Here is a 19,160-nt window from a genome sequence, read left to right as displayed (position 1 = left end):
GATGGCCCGCATCGACCTCGACCTCGCCCACTCGTACCGCCCGAACCCGAAGGACGACAGCGACTACGCGCTGCTGCCGCTGAAGATGAGCTTCGAGGACGGCGGCGCCTACGCGCTGCTCGGCCCCTCGGGCTGCGGCAAGACGACCATGCTCAACATCATGTCGGGCCTGCTGGTGCCTTCGCACGGCACCGTGAAGTTCGACGGCCAGGACATGACGCGCGCCACGCCGCAGGAACGCAACATCGCCCAGGTGTTCCAGTTCCCGGTCATCTACGACACCATGACCGTGGCCGAGAACCTCGCCTTCCCGCTGAAGAATCGCAAGGTGCCGGCGGACCAGATCAAGCAGCGCGTGGGTCAGATTGCCGAAATGCTGGAGATGAGCCACCAGCTGGACATGCGCGCCGCTGGTCTGTCGGCCGACCAGAAGCAGAAGATCTCGCTCGGCCGCGGCCTGGTGCGGCCCGATGTGTCGGCGGTGCTGTTCGACGAGCCGCTGACCGTGATCGACCCGCACCTGAAGTGGCAGCTGCGGCGCAAGCTCAAGCAGATCCACCACGAGCTCAAGCTCACACTGATCTACGTCACCCACGACCAGGTCGAGGCGCTGACCTTCGCCGATCAGGTGGTGGTGATGACGCGCGGCAAGGTGGTGCAGCTGGGCACGCCTGACGCGCTGTTCGAGCGCCCGGCGCACACCTTCGTCGGGCATTTCATCGGCTCTCCGGGCATGAACTTTCTGGAGGCGCAGGCCGCAGGCGGGCAGCTGCAGCTCGGTGGACAAAGCCTGGCTTCGCCGCAGTCACTGCCCGACGGCTCCCTGCGCCTGGGCATCCGGCCCGAGTACCTGGCGCTCGCGCCCCGCGGAGCGGCGGCCACGCTGCCCGCGACGGTGCAGAAAGTGCAGGACATCGGCACCTATTTCCTGGTCACGCTGGACGCCGCCGGCCAGACCCTCAAGGCCCGCCTGGCGCCGGACGCCGCGCTGCCTGCGGTGGGCGACGAGGTCGGCGCCCAGGTGCTGGGTGAACACACCTGTTTCTACAAGAACGAGGAGCTGGTGGCATGAGCACCACGACCAAACCCGTCAACCAGAAAGCCTGGTTCCTGATCCTGCCCGTCTTCATCTGCGTGGCCTTCTCGGCCATCCTGCCGCTGATGACGGTGGTGAACTACTCGGTGCAGGACATCATCTCGCCCGAGCGCCGCGTTTTTGTGGGCACCGAGTGGTTTGCCAGCGTCATGCGCGACGAGGACCTGCACGCCGCGCTGTGGAACCAGATGAAGTTCTCCATGGCGGTGCTGGCGGTCGAGATCCCGCTGGGCATCGCGCTCGCGCTGGCCATGCCGGCCCAGGGCTGGAAGGCCTCGGCCACGCTGGTGATCGTGGCGCTGTCGCTGCTGATCCCGTGGAACGTGGTCGGCACCATCTGGCAGATCTTCGGCCGTGCCGACATTGGCCTGCTCGGACACACGTTGGAGAACCTGGGCATCGAATACAGCTACACCGGCGACGCCACCCACGCCTGGCTGACCGTGCTGCTGATGGACGTGTGGCACTGGACGCCGTTGGTGGCCCTGCTGGCCTACGCCGGCCTGCGCAGCATTCCCGACGCCTACTACCAGGCCGCACGCATCGACGGCGCCAGCAAGTTCGCGGTGTTCCGCTACATCCAACTGCCCAAGATGCGCGGCGTGCTGATGATCGCAGTGCTGCTGCGCTTCATGGACTCTTTCATGATCTACACCGAGCCCTTCGTGCTCACCGGCGGCGGCCCCGGCAACGCCACCACCTTCCTGTCGCAGTATCTGACACAGAAGGCGGTCGGCCAGTTCGACCTTGGACCGGCCGCCGCGTTCTCCCTGATCTATTTCCTCATCATCCTGCTGTTCTGCTTCGTGCTCTACAACTGGATGCAGAGCCTCGGCCAGGCCGAGAAAGAGGTGCAATCGTGAACGAGCGTCGATTCAAGAAGAGGACGCTGTTCCTCATCGCCTACCTGGTCTTCGCCCTGTTGCCCATCTACTGGATGGTCAACATGAGCTTCAAGACCAACGAAGAAATCGTCTCCAGCTTCAGCCTGTGGCCCCAGGACTTCACCTGGGACAACTACAAGCTCATCTTCACCGACGAGAGCTGGTACTCGGGCTACATCAACAGCCTGATCTACGTGTGCATCAACACCGTGATCTCGCTGACCGTGGCGCTGCCGGCGGCCTACGCCTTCAGCCGCTACAGCTTCCTGGGCGACAAGCACGTCTTCTTCTGGCTGCTGACCAACCGCATGACACCGCCGGCCGTGTTCCTGCTGCCCTTCTTCCAGCTCTACACCACGGTGGGGCTGATGGACACGCACATCGCAGTGGCGCTGGCGCACCTGCTGTTCAACGTGCCGCTGGCGGTGTGGATTCTCGAAGGCTTCATGTCGGGCATTCCGCGCGAGATCGACGAGACCGCCTACATCGATGGCTACAGCTTCCCGCGCTTCTTCATCACCATCTTCCTGCCGCTGATCAAGGCGGGGGTGGGTGTGGCGGCGTTCTTCTGCTTCATGTTCAGCTGGGTCGAGCTGCTGATGGCGCGCACGCTGACCAGTGTGAACGCCAAGCCCATCGTGGCCACCATGACGCGCACGGTCAGTGCGAGTGGCATGGACTGGGCCACGCTGGCCGCCGCAGGGGTGCTGACCATCGTGCCGGGGGCAATCGTGATCTGGTTCGTCCGGCACTACATCGCCAAGGGCTTCGCCATGGGGAGGGTGTGATGTTCGAGTGGATGGCATGGACCACCCCGGTGGCCGTCTTTTTTACCTGCATCGTGCTGATGCTGATCGGCATGACCGTGTGGGAGATCCGTTCTCCCACGACGCTGCGCAAGGGTTTTCTGCCGATGGCCACCACGCGTGGCGATCGCCTGTTCATCGGGCTGCTGCTCGCGGCCTACATCAACCTGGTGTTCGTCGGCGCGGCCGAGTGGATGGCCGAGCTGATGTCGCTGGAGCAAGAGCCCAGCGTCTGGATCAGCTTCGTGATCTCCATGTTCGCGCTGGTGCTGGTGATGCGCAAGGGCTGAACCGTTTCGAGGGAATACGGCCCGGCGCTGCCCCGGGGCCGTGGTCACCCAGAGCCATGAGGGGCAGCGTTCACATCAACCCGAGAGAAGGAGACACGATGAAATTGCGATACAACGCGCTCGCGCTGGCCGCGCTCTGCGCCCTGGGTAGCCACGCGGCCTGGGCCGACGAGGCCGCCGCCAAGAAGTGGGTCGACAGCGAGTTCCAGCCGTCCACGCTCAGCAAGGACCAGCAGCTGGCCGAGATGAGGTGGTTCATCGACGCCGCCAAGAAGCTGCAGGCCAAGGGTGTGAAGGAAATCTCGGTGGTCTCCGAGACCATCACCACCCACGAGTACGAATCGAAGACGCTGGCGAAGGCCTTCGAGGAAATCACCGGCATCAAGGTCAAGCACGACCTGATCCAGGAAGGCGATGTGGTCGAGAAGCTGCAGACCTCGATGCAGTCGGGCAAGTCGATCTACGACGGCTGGATCTCCGACTCCGACCTCATCGGCACCCACTACCGTTACGGCAAGGTCCTGAACCTGACCGACTACATGAGCGGCGCGGGCAAGGAGTGGACCAACCCCGGTATCGACATCAAGGACTTCATCGGCACCAAGTTCACCACCGCGCCCGACGGCAAGCTCTACCAGCTGCCCGACCAGCAGTTCGCCAACCTCTACTGGTTCCGCGCCGACCTGTTCGAGCGCAAAGACCTCAAGGACAAGTTCAAGGCCAAGTACGGCTACGACCTGGGCGTGCCGCTGAACTGGTCGGCCTATGAGGACATCGCCGAGTTCTTCACCAACGACGTCAAGACCATCGACGGCAAGGCAATCTACGGCCACATGGACTACGGCAAGAAGGACCCGTCGCTGGGCTGGCGCTTCACCGACGCCTGGCTGTCCATGGCCGGCACCGCCGACATCGGCGCGCCCAACGGCCTGCCGATCGACGAGTGGGGCATCCGCGTGGCGGCCGACAAGTGCACGCCGGTGGGCGCCTCGGTCGAGCGCGGTGGCGCGACCAACTCGCCGGCTGCCGTCTACGCGCTGACCAAGTACGTCGACTGGATGAAGAAGTACGCGCCCAAGGAAGCCACCGGCATGACCTTCGGCGAAGCCGGCCCGGTGCCCGCGCAAGGCCAGATCGCCCAGCAGATCTTCTGGTACACGGCCTTCACCGCCGACATGACCAAGCCGGGCCTGCCGGTGGTCAACGCCGACGGCACGCCGAAGTGGCGCATGGCGCCCGGCCCCAACGGCCCGTACTGGAAGCAGGGCATGCAGAACGGCTACCAGGACGTGGGCAGCTGGACCTTCTTCAAGGACCACGATGCCAACAAGACGGCCGCCGCCTGGCTCTACGCCCAGTTCGTGACCGCCAAGACCACCTCGCTCAAGAAGACCATCGTGGGCCTGACCCCGATCCGCGAGTCCGACATCCAGAGCAAGGCCATGACCGACATGGCGCCCAAGCTGGGTGGTCTGGTCGAGTTCTACCGCAGCCCTGCCCGCGTGGCCTGGAGCCCCACCGGCACCAACGTTCCTGACTACCCCAAGCTGGCGCAGCTGTGGTGGAAGAACGTGGCACAGGCCGTCACGGGTGAGAAGACCCCGCAGGGTGCGATGGACAACCTGGCCAAGGAGATGGACGAGGTGCTGGCCCGTCTGGAGCGCGCTGGCATGGCCCAGTGCCCGCCCAAGCTGAACAAGAAGGAAAGCGCCGACAAGTGGCTCTCCGACAAGTCGGCGCCGTGGAAGAAGCTGGCCAATGAGAAGCCGAAGGGCGAGACCATCAACTACCAGACCCTGCTGGACGCCTGGAAGGCCGGCAAGGTCCGCTGACCGGTTGTTTGTTTATCGTCTGATGTGAAACCTCCGCACGCACCCCGCCGAGGGTGTGTGCGGTCATCCCCTGATTCATGAACCCCGCAGAACGTCTTCAGTCCCTGGCCCGCCAACCACGCTTTGATCTGGTGGTGGTGGGCGGGGGCGCCACCGGCCTGGGTGTGGCGCTGGACGCGGCGCTGCGTGGTTTCTCCGTTGCCCTGTTCGAGTCGCACGACTTCGCGGGCGGTACCTCGTCGCGCTCCACCAAGCTGCTGCACGGCGGCGTGCGCTACCTCGCGCAAGGCAATGTGGCCCTGGTGCGCGAGGCGCTGGCGGAAAGAGCCACGGTGCTGCGCATCGCGCCGCACCTGGCGCAGCCGCTGCCGTTCGTCATGCCCTCCTACGCCTGGTGGCAGACGCCCTTCTACGGCGCTGGACTCAAGCTGTACGACCTCATGGCAGGGCGCGCTGGCCTGGGCCGCACGGAGTTCCTCAGCCGGGCGGAGACCCTGCAGGCCCTGCCAGGCGTCAACCCCGAAGGGCTCAAGGGGGGGGTGCAGTACTGGGACGGCCAGTTCGACGACGCGCGGCTGGCGCTGGCGTTGGCCCGAACTGCCCAGAACGCCGGGGCTCAGCTGTTCAACTATGCCGAGGTGGAGGCCCTGCAGCGGTCGGAGCAGGGCTTCTCTGTGACCGTTCGTGACCGTCTGTCCGGACATTCCCGGCAGGTCGAGGCCGGGTGCGTGATCAATGCCACCGGGGTCTGGGTCGACACGCTGCGGGCACGTGCTGGCGCGCCAGGTGGCGCGGGCACCGACCGCATGGTCAGCCCCAGTCAGGGTGTGCATGTGGTGGTGGACCGCGAGTTCCTGAATGGTCACCACGCACTGCTGGTGCCCAAGACGCGCGATGGGCGGGTCCTGTTTGCCGTGCCCTGGCTGGGCAAACTGGTGCTGGGCACGACCGACACCCCTCGCCAGGACCTGCCGCGCGAACCGCAGCCGTTCGCCGAAGAGCTGGATTTCATCTTGGGTGAGGCGGCCCATGTTCTGCGTCGTCCGGTGCAACGGCAGGACATCCGCAGTGTCTGGGTTGGGCTGCGTCCTCTGGTGGCTCCGCCCAAGAACGATGGGGGCGGGACCAAGGTGCTGTCGCGGGAACACACCATCGTGGTCGAATCCAATGGGTTGCTCACAGTCACCGGCGGCAAATGGACCACCTACCGCGCCATGGCGGACGATGTCATGGAGCGCTGTTTTTCTGCGGGCCTCCTGCTCCGCAAACCGGGAGGGCAGACAGAGTGCCATGCGCTGGACGGCGCACCCGCAGCGGCGCGGGCTGTGGTGCCGCTGCATGCTGGCCCCGGCCTGCACCTGTACGGGCAGCATGCGGATGAGGTTCTGGCCTGCTCGGGCGCCGATCACGTCCTGGGCTTGGGACTCACCGAGGCCATGGTGCGGTACGCAGTCAGATGTGAGTATGCGCACACTGTTGAGGATGTGCTGGCCCGTCGCTGGCGAGCCGTGTTTCTGGATGCCCGCGCCGCCGCCGCCATGGCGCCCCGTGTGGCGGAGATCCTTAAAGAGGAGGGCTGTAGCGGCCCTATGCTGGCCGAGTTCGAGTCGCTGTGTGCCAGCTACCTGCCAAAGAGCAGTTGACAGGCTGATACGGCGGTGCAATAATCCGCGGCTTCGCTGTAAAAGGCGAAGCTATCTGCCCAGCGACGCGGGCCATCCTTTCGGGGTGGTTGGCTACGACGGGCCCAAGACTGATCACTTCCAGCCGTGGTGGCCGGAAGGATTCAAGTTGGGACTTAAATCAAATGATCCAAACGCAATCTCGACTCGATGTTGCTGACAACACGGGTGCCAAGTCCGTGATGTGCATCAAGGTGCTCGGTGGTTCCAAGCGCCGTTACGCCAGTGTGGGCGATGTCATCAAAGTCAGCATCAAGGAAGCAGCGCCCCGTGGCCGCGTCAAAAAAGGCGAGGTGTACAACGCTGTGGTGGTTCGCACCGCCAAGGGCATCCGTCGCCAGGATGGCGCCCTGATCAAATTCGACGGCAATGCCGCCGTGCTGCTCAACGCCAAGCTGGAGCCGATCGGCACCCGCATCTTCGGCCCGGTCACGCGTGAACTGCGTACCGAGAAGTTCATGAAGATCGTGTCCCTGGCCCCCGAGGTTCTCTGAGGATTCACCATGAACAAGATTCGTAAGGGCGACGAAGTCATCGTCATCGCCGGGCGCGACAAGGGCAAGCGCGGCAAGGTGCTTGAGCGCGCTTCCGACGACCGTGTGGTCGTTGAGGGCGTCAACATCGTCAAGAAGCACGCCAAGCCCAACCCCATGAAGGGTGTGACCGGCGGCATCGTCGAAAAGACCATGTCCATCCACCAGTCCAACGTGGCCATCTTCAATGGCGCCACGGGCAAGGCGGACCGCGTGGGCATCAAGCAGCTGGCCGACGGCAACAAGGTGCGCGTCTACAAGTCCAGCGGCGAAGAAATCAAGGTGGCATGACCATGACACGCTTTCAAGAAATCTACCGCGACAAGGTTGCGCCCGAGCTGACCCAGAAGTTCGGTTACAAGTCTCCGATGGAGGTGCCCCGCATCACCAAGATCACCCTGAACATGGGTGTGAGCGAGGCGGTTGCCGACAAGAAGATCATGGACAACGCCGTGGGCGACCTGACCAAGATCGCCGGCCAGAAGCCCGTGGTGACCAAGGCCAAGAAGGCTATCGCCGGTTTCAAGATCCGCGAGCAGCAGCCCATTGGTTGCATGGTGACCCTGCGTGGCGCCCGCATGTACGAATTCCTGGACCGTTTCGTCACCGTGGCCCTGCCGCGCGTGCGCGACTTCCGTGGTATCTCCGGCAAGGCGTTTGACGGCCGTGGCAACTACAACATCGGCGTCAAAGAACAGATCATCTTCCCCGAGATCGAGTACGACAAGGTCGATGCCCTGCGCGGCCTGAACATCAGCATCACGACAACCGCCAAGACCGACGAAGAGTGCAAGGCTCTGCTGGCTGGTTTCCGTTTCCCGTTCAAGAACTGAGGTGGCGCGTGGCTAAACAAGCACTACTCCAACGTGAACTCAAGCGCGAGAAACTCGCCGCCAAGTTCGCCAAGAAATACGCCGAACTGAAGGCGACCGCCAACGACGCAAAGCAAAGCGACGAAGCCCGCGATGCCGCTCGTCTGGCGCTGCAGAAGCTGCCCCGCAACGCCAACCCGACGCGTCAGCGCAACCGCTGCGAGATCACCGGGCGTCCGCGTGGCACGTTTGCCTACTTCGGCTTGGCTCGTGCCAAGGTCCGCGAGATGGCCTTTGCCGGCGAGATCCCCGGCATCACCAAAGCCAGCTGGTAAGCCCTAGGAGAACCACAAATGAGCATGAGTGATCCTATCGCTGACATGTTGACCCGCATCCGCAACGCGCAGATGGTTGAAAAGACCACCGTGACGATGCCGGCGTCCAAAGTCAAGGCGGCCATTGCCCAGGTCCTGAAGGACGAGGGTTACATCGACGGCTTCCAGGTGAAGACCGAAGGTGGCAAGAGCGAACTCGAAATCGCCCTGAAGTACTACGCCGGTCGTCCGGTGATCGAGCGCATCGAGCGCGTGAGCAAGCCTGGCCTGCGCATCTACCGTGGCCGCGACGCGCTGCCGCAGGTGCAGAACGGTCTGGGCGTCGCCATCGTCACCACTCCCAAGGGTGTGATGACCGATCGCAAGGCCCGCGCCACCGGTGTCGGTGGTGAAGTCCTGTGTTACGTCGCCTGATGCGGGCATTGAGGAGCAACTGAAATGTCGCGTATTGGTAAACAGCCAGTCTCCGTCCCTGCAGGGGTCGAAGTGGCCGTCAAAGACGACCTGATCAACGTCAAGGGCTCGCTTGGTGCCCTGGCCCTGGCGCAGAACGCGCTGGTCAAGGTAGAAAACAACGCTGGCTCGCTGTCGTTCGTCCCGGTGAACGACTCGCGGGAAGCCAACGCCATGTCCGGCACCATGCGTCAGCTGGTGAACAACATGGTGACTGGTGTGAGCAAGGGCTTCGAGAAGAAGCTGTCGCTGATCGGTGTGGGCTATAAGGCCCAGGCCCAAGGTACCAAGCTCAACCTGAACGTCGGCTATTCGCATCCGGTCGAGATTGAAATGCCTGCAGGCATCAAGGTCGAGACCCCGACGCCGACCGAAGTCGTCATCAAGGGCGCTGACCGTCAGCGCGTGGGCCAGATCGCTTCCGAAGTGCGCGCTGTGCGCCCTCCCGAGCCCTACAAGGGCAAGGGCATCCGTTATGCGGATGAAAAGGTCGTGATCAAGGAAACCAAGAAGAAGTAAGGACCAGGATCATGTTGACCAAAAAAGAGCAACGTCTCCGTCGGGCCCGTCAGACGCGCATCCGCATTGCGCAGCAAGGCGCTGTGCGCCTGACCGTGAACCGCACCAACCTGCATATTTACGCCAACGTCATCTCTGGCGACGGCGCCAAGGTGCTGGCCTCCGCTTCGACGGCCGAAGCCGAAGTGCGCGCGCAACTGGGCGCTGCCGGAAAGGGTGGCAATGCCGCTGCTGCGGCTCTGATCGGCAAGCGCATTGCTGAAAAGGCCAAGGCCGCTGGTATCGAGAAGGTGGCGTTCGATCGTTCCGGTTTTGCCTACCACGGCCGTGTCAAGGCCCTCGCCGATGCGGCTCGTGAAGCCGGTCTGCAGTTCTGATCAGACGGGATACACAAAATGGCTAAATTTCAGGCAAACGTGAAGAACGAAGGCAACGACGACGGCCTGCGCGAGAAGATGATCGCGATCAACCGCGTGACCAAGGTGGTCAAAGGTGGTCGCATCCTCGGTTTTGCTGCATTGACCGTGGTCGGCGATGGCGATGGCCGCGTCGGCATGGGCAAGGGCAAGGCCCGCGAAGTGCCCGTGGCTGTGCAGAAGGCCATGGAGCAGGCGCGTCGCAACATGATCAAGGTGTCGCTCAAGAGCGGTTCCCTGCACCATGCGGTGCACGGCGAGCACGGAGCTTCCAACGTCATGATGCTGCCCGCTGCCAAGGGTACCGGCATCATTGCAGGCGGCCCTATGCGCGCAGTTTTCGAAGTGCTGGGCATCACCGACGTCGTGGCCAAGAGCCATGGCTCGAGCAACCCCTACAACCTGGTGCGTGCCACGCTGGACGCGCTGAAGAACTCCACGACTCCCGCCGACGTGGCCGCCAAGCGCGGCAAGTCGGTCGAAGAGATCCTGGGCTGATGGGATCGATCATGACCACTCAAAACACCGTCAAGGTTCAACTGGTGCGCAGCCCGATCGGCACCAAGCAATCTCACCGCGACACCGTGCGTGGCCTGGGTCTGCGCAAGCTCAACAGCGTCAGCGAGCTGCAGGACACGCCCGCCGTGCGCGGCATGATCAACAAGATCGCCTACCTGGTGAAGGTGCTTTAAGCACCCGACCGAAGAGGACTCATTCGTCATGGAACTCAACACCATTCAACCCGCAGCGGGTGCCAAGCACGCGAAGCGTCGCGTCGGTCGCGGCATCGGCTCCGGCCTGGGCAAGACCGCTGGTCGTGGCCACAAGGGTCAAAAGTCGCGCTCCGGTGGCTACCACAAGGTCGGCTTCGAGGGCGGTCAAATGCCCCTGCAGCGTCGCCTGCCCAAGCGTGGCTTCAAATCCGCGCAACTTCAGTTCAACGCTGAGGTTACCCTGGCAGACCTGAACACGGTCGAGGCCGCCGAGATCGATCTTCTGGTGCTCAAGCAGGCAGGCCTCGTGGCTCAGCTGGCCAAGCGCGTCAAGGTCATCAAGACCGGTGAGATCACTCGCGCCGTCAAGCTCAAGGACATCGGCGCAACCGCCGGTGCCAAGGCTGCCATCGAGGCCGCTGGCGGCTCGCTGGCCTGATTCAGATCGCAAGCAAAAGGCAATCTGTGGCTACTGGCTCCACGACCCTGGCCAAGACAGGCAAGTTCGGCGACCTGCGTCGCCGGCTGGTGTTCCTGTTGCTGGCCTTGGTGGTTTACCGGATCGGCGCACACATACCTGTGCCCGGGATCGACCCTGCCCAACTGGAACAGCTGTTCAAGGGCCAGCAGGGCGGGATCCTCAGCCTGTTCAACATGTTCTCGGGAGGCGCGCTGTCGCGCTTCACGGTCTTCGCGCTGGGGATCATGCCGTACATCTCGGCATCGATCATCATGCAGTTGATGACCTATGTGGTCCCGACGTTCGAGCAGCTGAAGAAAGAGGGCGAGGCCGGTCGTCGCAAGATCACCGCGTACACCCGATACGGGACGCTCGGTCTGGCCATCTTCCAGGCCATGGGTATCGCCCTGGCGCTGGAAGGACAGGCTGGACTGGTGATTGATCCGGGCATGGCGTTCCGTCTAACGGCGGTGGTGAGTCTGGTGGCCGGGACCATGTTCCTTATGTGGCTGGGCGAGCAGATCACTGAGCGCGGCCTGGGTAACGGCATTTCGATTCTCATCTTTGCCGGTATTGCAGCGGGCCTCCCCAATGCGATTGGTGGGCTTCTGGAGCTCGTGCGCACGGGTGCCATGAACATCCTGGTGTCGCTCTTCATCATTGCGCTGGTGATTCTGGTCACCCATTTCGTGGTGTTTGTCGAGCGTGGCCAGCGGAAGATTCTGGTGAACTATGCACGGCGTCAGGTCGGCAACAAGGTGTACGGCGGTCAGTCCTCGCACTTGCCTCTGAAGCTGAACATGGCTGGTGTGATTCCGCCCATCTTCGCGTCGTCCATCATCCTGCTGCCGACCACTGTGGTGAGCTGGATCAGCACGGGTGACTCGACACGCTGGCTGCGTGACATTGCATCTGCCCTGTCGCCAGGTCAGCCAATCTATGTGGCCCTCTACGCTGCAGCGATTGTATTTTTCTGCTTCTTCTACACGGCGCTCGTGTTCAACAGCCGCGAAACGGCCGACAACCTGAAGAAGAGCGGAGCGTTCATTCCCGGGATTCGGCCTGGTGACCAGACGGCCCGCTACATCGACAAGATCCTGCTTCGTTTGACGCTGGCTGGTGCGATTTACATCACTGCAGTCTGCCTGCTGCCCGAATTTCTGATCCTGAAGTACAACGTGCCTTTCTACTTCGGTGGTACTTCGCTGCTGATCATCGTGGTGGTCACCATGGACTTCATGGCCCAGGTGCAGAACTACATGATGTCCCAGCAGTACGAATCACTGTTGAAAAAGGCCAACTTCAAATCCTGATGTCGGCGCTGTCGTATGGCCAAAGACGATGTGATTGAAATGCAGGGGGAGGTGGTTGAGAACCTCCCGAACGCAACCTTCCGGGTCAAACTGGAAAACGGACATGTGGTGCTCGGGCACATCTCCGGCAAGATGCGGATGCACTACATCCGGATCCTCCCCGGCGACAAGGTCAAGGTGGAGCTGACTCCGTATGACCTGACCAGAGCACGAATCGTGTTCCGGGCGAAGTGACCAGTCGACATTGAATGTTTTGGAATATCTAGGAGAAGACTATGCGAGTTTCGGCTTCGGTCAAGAAAATGTGCCGCAACTGTAAGATCATCAAGCGCAAGGGCGTCGTGCGAGTCATCTGCACCGACCCGCGCCACAAGCAGCGTCAAGGCTGATTCGGAAGTTCAGAGGAACCAACATGGCTCGTATTGCAGGCATCAACATCCCGCCGCACAAACACGCCGAGATCGGCCTGACGGCAATCTTCGGTATTGGTCGCACCCGCGCTCGCAAGATCTGCGAAGCCTGTGGCATCGACTACAGCAAGAAGATCAAGGACCTGACCGACGCGGAACTCGAGAAGGTGCGCGATCAGGTCGGATCCTTCACCATTGAAGGTGACCTGCGTCGCGAGACCACGATGAACATCAAGCGTTTGATGGACATTGGTTGCTACCGCGGCTTCCGCCACCGTCGTGGCTTGCCGGTGCGCGGTCAACGTACCAAGACCAACGCCCGTACGCGCAAGGGTCCCCGCAAGGCCGCCCAGTCGCTCAAGAAATAATCGGTTGAAAGAGAAACATGGCTAAAGCTCCCAGCAGTTCGGCAGCGGCCCGCGTCCGCAAGAAAGTCCGCAAGAACGTGGCGGACGGCATTGCGCACGTGCACGCGTCCTTCAACAACACCATCATCACGATCACCGACCGTCAGGGCAACGCATTGTCTTGGGCGTCTTCGGGTGGTCAGGGCTTCAAGGGCTCGCGCAAGTCCACGCCGTTTGCTGCCCAGGTGGCTTCGGAAGTGGCTGGTCGCGCGGCCATAGAACAAGGCATCAAGAACCTGGATGTCGAAATCAAAGGTCCGGGTCCAGGCCGTGAGTCCTCCGTGCGCGCCTTGGGTGCCTTGGGCATTCGCATCACATCGATCTCCGACGTGACACCCGTGCCGCACAACGGCTGCCGCCCTCAGAAGCGCCGCCGCATCTGACGGGTCGCTTCCTGTTTCCGAAGCGGAAGGCAGGAAAGCGCTACAATCAAAAGCTTTTTTGAGCGCCACCGCAGTTGCCTGCGGTGGCATTTTTGCTAAGCCCACCGCTTTCCCCATCAGGGACAAGCTCCCGCAATGACACCAATCGGTGTGGGTTGCGGCAGATCATTAACAAGGAAACCAACGTGGCACGTTACCTCGGCCCCAAGGCCAAACTTTCCCGCCGTGAAGGCGCCGACCTGTTGCTCAAGAGCGCTCGCCGTTCCATCAGCGACAAGGCAAAGTTCGACTCCAAGCCTGGCCAGCACGGCCGTACCTCTGGTCAGCGCACCTCTGACTTCGGTCTGCAGTTGCGCGAAAAGCAGAAGGTCAAGCGCACCTACGGCGTGCTGGAGCGCCAGTTCCGCCGCTACTTTGCTGAGGCGGATCGTCGTCGTGGCAACACTGGCGCCAACCTGCTGTTCCTGCTGGAATCCCGTCTGGACAACGTGGTGTTCCGCATGGGCTTTGCATCGACCCGTGCCGAAGCCCGCCAGATCGTTTCGCACAAGGCCATCACCGTCAATGGCAGCCCGGTGAACATTCCTTCTTACTCGGTCAAGCCCGGTGATGTGGTCGCCGTGCGCGAGAAGTCGAAGAAACAGGCCCGCGTGATCGAGGCCCTGGAGTTGGCCAAGCAGATCGGCTTCCCCGCTTGGGTGGAGGTCTCGGCCGACAAGGTCGAAGGTGTCTTCAAGAAGACGCCGGACCGCGACGAATTCGGTGCTGAGATCAACGAATCGCTGATCGTCGAACTGTACTCGCGTTAATTTCGTTCCCGGCCTTCGTCGTTGCTGGCGAGGCCGGGCCATGCTCCGTCTGCCTTATCGGTGTAACGAGCCGAGGGAACTGAAGGAAGTTTGAATGCTGAACAATCTGCTCAAGCCCAAGACCATCAATGTCGAGCAAGTCTCGACCAACCGCGCCAAGGTGACACTGGAGCCTTTCGAGCGCGGCTACGGCCACACACTTGGCAACGCCCTGCGCCGTGTGCTGTTGTCGTCGATGGTGGGCCACGCGCCGACCGAAGTGACGATCGCTGGTGTGGTGCACGAGTACTCCTCCATCGATGGCGTCCAGGAAGATGTCGTCAACATGCTCCTGAACCTCAAGGGTGTGGTCTTCAAGTTGCACAACCGTGACGAGGTCACCCTGAGCCTGCGCAAGGACGGTGAAGGCGTGGTCACCGCAGCCGACATCCAGACCCCGCACGACGTCGAAATCGTCAACCCCGGTCATGTCATCGCCACGCTGTCTGCAGGTGCCAAGCTGGACATGCAGATCAAGGTCGAAAAAGGCCGTGGCTACGTGCCCGGCAGCCTGCGCCGCAACGACGACGCGTCGCGTTCGCTGGGTCGTATTGTCCTGGACGCCTCCTTTTCGCCTGTCAAGCGCGTGAGCTACACGGTGGAAAGTGCCCGTGTCGAGCAACGGACCGACCTCGACAAGCTGGTGCTGGAGATCGAGACCAACGGCTCTATCGGCCCGGAAGAGGCTGTGCGCGCGTCCGCCAAGATTCTGGTGGAGCAACTGGCGGTGTTCGCCCAGCTCGAAGGTGTGGAGCTGTCGGCATTCGACCAGCCTGCCCAGCGCAGCTCGCAGCAATTTGACCCGATCCTGCTGCGTCCTGTGGACGAGCTCGAACTCACCGTTCGCTCGGCCAATTGTCTCAAGGCGGAGAACATCTACTACATCGGTGATCTGATCCAGCGCACCGAGAACGAGCTGCTCAAGACTCCCAACCTGGGTCGTAAGTCGCTCAACGAAATCAAGGAAGTGCTCGCTTCGCGCGGCTTGACCTTGGGCATGAAGCTCGAAAACTGGCCGCCGGCCGGTCTCGACAAACACTGATCCCGTCAATCAACGTCTGACGAACTCCCAGTACCTGATCCGGCTGGGGGCAAAACACTGAAAGGAAATCACCATGCGTCACGGACACGGACTTCGTAAACTTAACCGCACCAGCGAGCACCGCCAGGCGATGCTGCGCAACATGATGAACTCGCTGCTCACGCACGAAGTCATCAAGACCACCCTGCCCAAGGCCAAAGAGCTGCGTCGCGTGGTCGAGCCCATGATTACCCTGGCCAAGGAAGCCACCGTGGCGAACCGCCGCCTGGCTTTCGATCGCCTGCGTGATCGCGATGTGGTGGTCAAACTGTTCGACGAACTGGGCCCGCGTTTCAAGGCACGTCCCGGTGGTTACACCCGCATCCTGAAGATGGGCTTCCGCGTGGGCGACAACGCCCCGATGGCACTGGTCGAACTGGTGGATCGTGCAGAAGATGCAGCGCCAGCCGCCGACGATGCAAAAGCGTGATAGAATATAAGGCTTGACGCGGAGTGGAGCAGCCTGGTAGCTCGTTGGGCTCATAACCCAAAGGTCGCAAGTTCAAATCTTGCCTCCGCAACCAATCCGGAACTTTTCAGAGTTCCTCAAAAAAACCCGCAGCAGCGGGTTTTTTTGTTTCTGTCGTTCTGCGGTCAGTCAGGCACGACCGCTGTGACTTCTATTTCCACTTTGGCGCGGGGTTCCACCAGCCGGCTGACTTCCACACAGGTCATGGCCGGGAAACATTTGCCCATCACATCGCGGTACGCGGTCCCCAGTTCCCGCAGACGGCTGTTGTACTCGTCGCGGTCGGTGATGTACCAGGTCATGCGGACCATGTGCTCGGGGCCCGCTCCCGCACAGGCCAGCACCGCGTGGACGTTTTGCAGGGCCTGCTTCGTCTGGTCAATGAAGTCGTCGCTCTCGAACCGCTGTTCCCCGTTCCATCCGATCTGGCCGCCGACGAAAACAAGGGTGCCGCGGGCGGCGACGCCATTGGCGTAGCCCTTGGGAATGGCCCAGCCGGGCGGTTGCAGGAATTGCATGGGGAAGGATCCTTCTTGACGTTCAGGATGAGGCCTCGGAGGCCATCTTGCGCAGCGCGAAGCGCTGCAGCTTGCCAGTTTCGGTGCGGGGCAACGCGTTGACGAAGCGCACCTCACGGGGGTACTTGTAGGGGGCCAGCGTGTGCTTGACGTGGTCCTGCAGGGACTTGACCTGGGTGGCATCAGCGGGCTGACCGGGCTTGAGCACTACGTAGGCCAGGATGATCATGCCGCGCTCATCGTCGGGTTTGCCCACCACGCCGCACTCGGCCACCGCCGGGTGCAGGAGCAGCGCGGCCTCCACCTCGGGGCCCGCCACGTTGTACCCGGCGGTGATGATCATGTCGTCGGTGCGCGCCTGGTAGATGAAGTAGCCGTCTTCGTCCTGCAGAAATGCGTCGCCGGGGAAGTTCCAGCCGCCCTGAACGTAGTTCGTCTGACGAGCATCGTCCAGGTAGCGACAGCCGGTCGGACCACGCACGGCCAAGCGGCCGACCTGGCCTCGCGGCAGCTCCTTGCCCTGATCGTCGACGATCTTCGCCTCGTAGCCCGGCACCAAACGGCCGATAGCGCCCCGCTTGACATCCTCGGGGACCGCCGAAATGAAGATGTGAAACATCTCGGTGGCGCCGATGCCGTCCAGCATCTCCAGTCCGCTCGCTTCCTTCCACAACTGGCGCGTCGCATCGGGCAGGCCTTCACCGGCGCTGACGCTCAGGCGCAATCGGCCTATGCCGTGCTGCTTCGCGAACGTCGCCATCTGCCGGTAAAAAGTCGGCGCGGTGTAGCAGATGGTGGCGCCCACCTGACCGATCAGCTTGACCATGGCCTCGGGGGTGTACGGAATGCTCGGGAAGTACACCGAGGCGCCTGCCCACATCGGAAACACCAGCAGGCCTCCCAGACCAAAGGTGAAGGCCAGTGGCGGAGAGCCCATGACGATGTCGTCGGGCGTGGCTCGCAGCACATGGCGCGGCCAGGTCTCGCAGGCGGCCAGCACGTCACGGTGGGTGTGCACCGCCGCTTTCGGGCTGCCGGTGGTGCCGGAAGTGAACGCCAACAGCGCGATGTCGTCGGCGCTGGTGAGGCAGGGCGTGGCCTGGTCGCTGGCGTGTTTCGCCAGCGCTTCGAGCGAGTGGTCGAGCACCACCGCGGCGTCGCCGGTGTTGAATAGTCGCAGCGGCAGGCCGGACGTGTCCGGGCTCAGTGCCAGTGCCGCCTTGAGTTCGTCCTGCAGCTTGACGTCGCAGAGCGCGGCGGATGGTTGGGCCTTGTCGATGATGCTCTTGAGCTCGGTTGCGCGCAGCAGTGGCATGGTGGCCACCGCGATCAGGCCGCTCTGCACCACGGCCAGCCAGGCCAGTGCCATGGCGATTGAGTTGCCGCCGCGCAGCAGCACGCGGTTGCCCGGTTGCAGGCCCAGGCTGGCGAGCACGTTGGCGAATCGGTTTACCTCGGCGCGGGCCTGGGTGTAGCTCAGGGTGCGTTCGTCGCTGCGGAACAGCGGCCGATCCGCTTGGCCGGCAGCGAAGGCTCGGTCGAAGAGCGCCTGCACCACGTTGAGCTGCGCGGGGAGCGCCTGCAGTTCAGGCAGGTCGTAGCGCAGCTCGGGCCACTGGTCCGGCGGTGGCAGGCGGTCGTGCACGAACCGGTCGGTCTGGGCGGAAGGGTGGTGGGCCATGCGTGTCTCCGGTTCAGGCCTTCAGGGCGTGTTTGCCAAGGATGAGCAACTGCACTTCGCTCGCGCCCTCGTAGATGCGCAGCGAGCGGATGTCCCGGTAAAGATGTTCGACCGTGTTGCCCACCTGTACACCTCGGCCGCCGAACATCTGCAACGCCATGTCGATGACCTTCTGCGCGTTCTCGGTGGCTGTGAGCTTGGCCGCCGCCGCCGCCGCGGTGTAGGCCGGTGTGCCGGCGCCGCTGGAGGAACTGCGGTCGCGCAGCCAGGCGGCGCGGTAGGTGAGCAACGCGGCAGCGTCTATGAGCGCGCCCATCTCGCCCAGCCGTGCCTGCGTGAGCTGGAAGTCCCCCAGGGTCTGGCCGAACATCTTGCGTTGCTTGGCGTGCACCACCGCTTCGGCGAAGGCCCGGCGCGCCATGCCCAGGGCAGCAGCAGCGACCGAGGCGCGGAAGATGTCGAGCGTCTGCATGGCGAGCTTGAAACCTCCGTTGACGTTGCCCACCAACGCTTCCCGCGCAACGGTGCAGCCACTGAAGGTGAGTGTGGCCAGCGGGTGGGGTGCCATCACCTGGATGTGGGCGCTGCTGTCCAGGCCCGCAGTGTCGGCGTCGACGATGAAGGCGCTGATGCCGCGCGCGCCGGCATCGGGCTCTGTTTTGGCAAAAGTGACGTAGAAGTCGGCCATGCCACCATTGCTGATCCAGGTCTTCTGTCCGTCGAGCTGCCAGCCGCTGGCGGTGGGCGTCGCACGCAGGGACATCGCCGCCACGTCGGACCCGGCCTCGGGTTCGCTCAGCGCGAAGGCTGCGATCTTCTGGCCTGTGGCGACGGCGGGGAGGTAACGCGCTTGCTGGGCAGGCGTGCCGGCGAGCGTGATGGCGCCACTGCCCAGGCCCTGCATGGCGAAGGCGAAGTCGGCTAGCGGGGAGTGGTAGGCCAGGGTCTCGCGCAGGATCACCAGCGCGCGCGAGTCGAGCGCGGGAAGGGCGCCGCCGTGCGCCTCTGGCACGCAGTAGCGCAGCCAGCCGGCCGCGCCCAGGCGCTGCACCCAGTCCTTGCAAGCGGCGCGGTCGTCGGTTTCGTCCACGTGCTGCTCGTGCGCCCAGACCACCAAGCCGTTGGCCAGTGCCCGGTGCGCATCGTCGAAAAAGGGGAGTTCCAGGTGCGCGGTCGGCGCGAGCGCGCGGTGCGGATGGGGATGTTCGAAGGCGACCAT

27 protein-coding genes and 1 tRNA gene are annotated in these 19,160 nt (G+C 63.0%); 25 read left to right on the top strand and 3 right to left on the bottom strand.

Annotated elements, in window-relative coordinates:
- Position 1: 1 nt before the first annotated feature.
- The 25 genes from ACFOPI_RS13245 to ACFOPI_RS13125 all read left to right on the top strand — a co-directional run bounded on the left by ACFOPI_RS13245 (position 2) and on the right by ACFOPI_RS13125 (position 15,797).
- Complete coding sequence (locus ACFOPI_RS13245) at positions 2 to 1,072, top strand: ABC transporter ATP-binding protein (RefSeq protein ID WP_382174515.1); 1,071 nt, start codon at positions 2 to 4, stop codon at positions 1,070 to 1,072.
- Positions 1,069 to 1,959 (top strand): carbohydrate ABC transporter permease, encoded by an 891-nt coding sequence (locus tag ACFOPI_RS13240; RefSeq protein ID WP_382174513.1) that lies wholly within the window; start codon positions 1,069 to 1,071, stop codon positions 1,957 to 1,959. Before ACFOPI_RS13245 ends, ACFOPI_RS13240 begins: the two co-directional genes overlap by 4 nt.
- The gene (locus tag ACFOPI_RS13235; RefSeq protein ID WP_382174511.1) at positions 1,956 to 2,768 is read left to right on the top strand and encodes a carbohydrate ABC transporter permease; all 813 of its coding nucleotides are present in this window, start codon (positions 1,956 to 1,958) and stop codon (positions 2,766 to 2,768) included. The genes ACFOPI_RS13240 and ACFOPI_RS13235 overlap by 4 nt, the downstream gene beginning before the upstream one ends.
- Positions 2,768 to 3,076 (top strand): DUF2160 domain-containing protein, encoded by a 309-nt coding sequence (locus tag ACFOPI_RS13230; RefSeq protein ID WP_382174510.1) that lies wholly within the window; start codon positions 2,768 to 2,770, stop codon positions 3,074 to 3,076. Before ACFOPI_RS13235 ends, ACFOPI_RS13230 begins: the two co-directional genes overlap by 1 nt.
- Before the next feature lie 98 nt (positions 3,077 to 3,174).
- On the top strand, positions 3,175 to 4,908 hold the full coding sequence (locus ACFOPI_RS13225) for an ABC transporter substrate-binding protein (RefSeq protein ID WP_382174508.1): 1,734 nt from the start codon (positions 3,175 to 3,177) through the stop codon (positions 4,906 to 4,908).
- Between the two features lie 77 nt (positions 4,909 to 4,985).
- Positions 4,986 to 6,551 (top strand): glycerol-3-phosphate dehydrogenase/oxidase, encoded by a 1,566-nt coding sequence (locus tag ACFOPI_RS13220; protein ID WP_382174506.1) that lies wholly within the window; start codon positions 4,986 to 4,988, stop codon positions 6,549 to 6,551.
- A 164-nt stretch (positions 6,552 to 6,715) separates the two neighbouring features.
- Positions 6,716 to 7,084: a 50S ribosomal protein L14 gene (gene rplN / locus ACFOPI_RS13215; protein ID WP_009514936.1), complete on the top strand. Its 369-nt coding sequence runs from the start codon at positions 6,716 to 6,718 to the stop codon at positions 7,082 to 7,084.
- Positions 7,085 to 7,093: 9 nt separating this feature from the next.
- Positions 7,094 to 7,414: a 50S ribosomal protein L24 gene (gene rplX / locus ACFOPI_RS13210; protein ID WP_066157232.1), complete on the top strand. Its 321-nt coding sequence runs from the start codon at positions 7,094 to 7,096 to the stop codon at positions 7,412 to 7,414.
- Between the two features lie 2 nt (positions 7,415 to 7,416).
- Positions 7,417 to 7,956 (top strand): 50S ribosomal protein L5, encoded by a 540-nt coding sequence (rplE, locus tag ACFOPI_RS13205; RefSeq protein ID WP_308328663.1) that lies wholly within the window; start codon positions 7,417 to 7,419, stop codon positions 7,954 to 7,956.
- Positions 7,957 to 7,964: 8 nt separating this feature from the next.
- Positions 7,965 to 8,270, top strand: a complete 306-nt coding sequence (rpsN, locus tag ACFOPI_RS13200; protein ID WP_066157231.1) for a 30S ribosomal protein S14 — start codon at positions 7,965 to 7,967, stop codon at positions 8,268 to 8,270.
- Positions 8,271 to 8,288: 18 nt separating this feature from the next.
- Positions 8,289 to 8,684, top strand: coding sequence for a 30S ribosomal protein S8 (gene rpsH, locus ACFOPI_RS13195; protein WP_382174504.1), 396 nt, complete (start codon positions 8,289 to 8,291; stop codon positions 8,682 to 8,684).
- A gap of 24 nt (positions 8,685 to 8,708) precedes the next feature.
- Entirely contained in the window at positions 8,709 to 9,242 is a 534-nt protein-coding gene (gene rplF, locus ACFOPI_RS13190) for a 50S ribosomal protein L6 (RefSeq protein ID WP_382174502.1), read from the top strand.
- 11 nt (positions 9,243 to 9,253) lie between these two features.
- A complete protein-coding gene (rplR, locus tag ACFOPI_RS13185) occupies positions 9,254 to 9,619 on the top strand; it encodes a 50S ribosomal protein L18 (protein ID WP_066253441.1) in 366 nt (121 codons plus the stop codon).
- Positions 9,620 to 9,637: 18 nt separating this feature from the next.
- Positions 9,638 to 10,156, top strand: coding sequence for a 30S ribosomal protein S5 (rpsE, locus tag ACFOPI_RS13180; protein ID WP_066157220.1), 519 nt, complete (start codon positions 9,638 to 9,640; stop codon positions 10,154 to 10,156).
- Between the two features lie 11 nt (positions 10,157 to 10,167).
- Complete coding sequence (rpmD, locus tag ACFOPI_RS13175; protein WP_066157720.1) at positions 10,168 to 10,350, top strand: 50S ribosomal protein L30; 183 nt, start codon at positions 10,168 to 10,170, stop codon at positions 10,348 to 10,350.
- A gap of 28 nt (positions 10,351 to 10,378) precedes the next feature.
- Positions 10,379 to 10,810, top strand: coding sequence for a 50S ribosomal protein L15 (rplO, locus tag ACFOPI_RS13170; protein WP_382174500.1), 432 nt, complete (start codon positions 10,379 to 10,381; stop codon positions 10,808 to 10,810).
- Positions 10,811 to 10,836: 26 nt separating this feature from the next.
- Positions 10,837 to 12,144, top strand: a complete 1,308-nt coding sequence (gene secY, locus ACFOPI_RS13165; protein ID WP_382174498.1) for a preprotein translocase subunit SecY — start codon at positions 10,837 to 10,839, stop codon at positions 12,142 to 12,144.
- Positions 12,145 to 12,159: 15 nt separating this feature from the next.
- The gene (gene infA, locus ACFOPI_RS13160) at positions 12,160 to 12,378 is read left to right on the top strand and encodes a translation initiation factor IF-1 (RefSeq protein WP_009514918.1); all 219 of its coding nucleotides are present in this window, start codon (positions 12,160 to 12,162) and stop codon (positions 12,376 to 12,378) included.
- Positions 12,379 to 12,419: 41 nt separating this feature from the next.
- Entirely contained in the window at positions 12,420 to 12,533 is a 114-nt protein-coding gene (rpmJ, locus tag ACFOPI_RS13155) for a 50S ribosomal protein L36 (RefSeq protein WP_066157211.1), read from the top strand.
- 23 nt (positions 12,534 to 12,556) lie between these two features.
- Complete coding sequence (rpsM, locus tag ACFOPI_RS13150) at positions 12,557 to 12,922, top strand: 30S ribosomal protein S13 (RefSeq protein WP_382174496.1); 366 nt, start codon at positions 12,557 to 12,559, stop codon at positions 12,920 to 12,922.
- Between the two features lie 17 nt (positions 12,923 to 12,939).
- On the top strand, positions 12,940 to 13,344 hold the full coding sequence (gene rpsK / locus ACFOPI_RS13145; RefSeq protein ID WP_308328656.1) for a 30S ribosomal protein S11: 405 nt from the start codon (positions 12,940 to 12,942) through the stop codon (positions 13,342 to 13,344).
- 185 nt (positions 13,345 to 13,529) lie between these two features.
- A complete protein-coding gene (gene rpsD, locus ACFOPI_RS13140) occupies positions 13,530 to 14,153 on the top strand; it encodes a 30S ribosomal protein S4 (protein WP_066253805.1) in 624 nt (207 codons plus the stop codon).
- A 94-nt stretch (positions 14,154 to 14,247) separates the two neighbouring features.
- Complete coding sequence (locus tag ACFOPI_RS13135; protein ID WP_066157201.1) at positions 14,248 to 15,234, top strand: DNA-directed RNA polymerase subunit alpha; 987 nt, start codon at positions 14,248 to 14,250, stop codon at positions 15,232 to 15,234.
- Between the two features lie 73 nt (positions 15,235 to 15,307).
- Positions 15,308 to 15,703, top strand: coding sequence for a 50S ribosomal protein L17 (rplQ, locus tag ACFOPI_RS13130; RefSeq protein WP_066253427.1), 396 nt, complete (start codon positions 15,308 to 15,310; stop codon positions 15,701 to 15,703).
- A 17-nt stretch (positions 15,704 to 15,720) separates the two neighbouring features.
- Positions 15,721 to 15,797, top strand: a tRNA-Met gene (locus ACFOPI_RS13125).
- Between the two features lie 70 nt (positions 15,798 to 15,867).
- Here the strand turns inward: ACFOPI_RS13125 and ACFOPI_RS13120 are convergent.
- From ACFOPI_RS13120 to ACFOPI_RS13110, 3 genes are read right to left on the bottom strand one after another with little or no spacing between them, the layout of a single operon-like run.
- Positions 15,868 to 16,260, bottom strand: a complete 393-nt coding sequence (locus tag ACFOPI_RS13120; RefSeq protein WP_382174493.1) for a RidA family protein — start codon at positions 16,258 to 16,260, stop codon at positions 15,868 to 15,870.
- A gap of 22 nt (positions 16,261 to 16,282) precedes the next feature.
- Complete coding sequence (locus ACFOPI_RS13115) at positions 16,283 to 17,941, bottom strand: AMP-binding protein (protein WP_382174491.1); 1,659 nt, start codon at positions 17,939 to 17,941, stop codon at positions 16,283 to 16,285.
- 13 nt (positions 17,942 to 17,954) lie between these two features.
- Positions 17,955 to 19,160, bottom strand: coding sequence for an acyl-CoA dehydrogenase family protein (locus tag ACFOPI_RS13110; RefSeq protein WP_382174489.1), 1,206 nt, complete (start codon positions 19,158 to 19,160; stop codon positions 17,955 to 17,957).

This window comes from Hydrogenophaga luteola (assembly GCF_042648585.1).
GTDB lineage: Bacteria > Pseudomonadota > Gammaproteobacteria > Burkholderiales > Burkholderiaceae_C > Hydrogenophaga > Hydrogenophaga luteola.
This window is presented reverse-complemented; position numbering and strand designations above follow the sequence as displayed.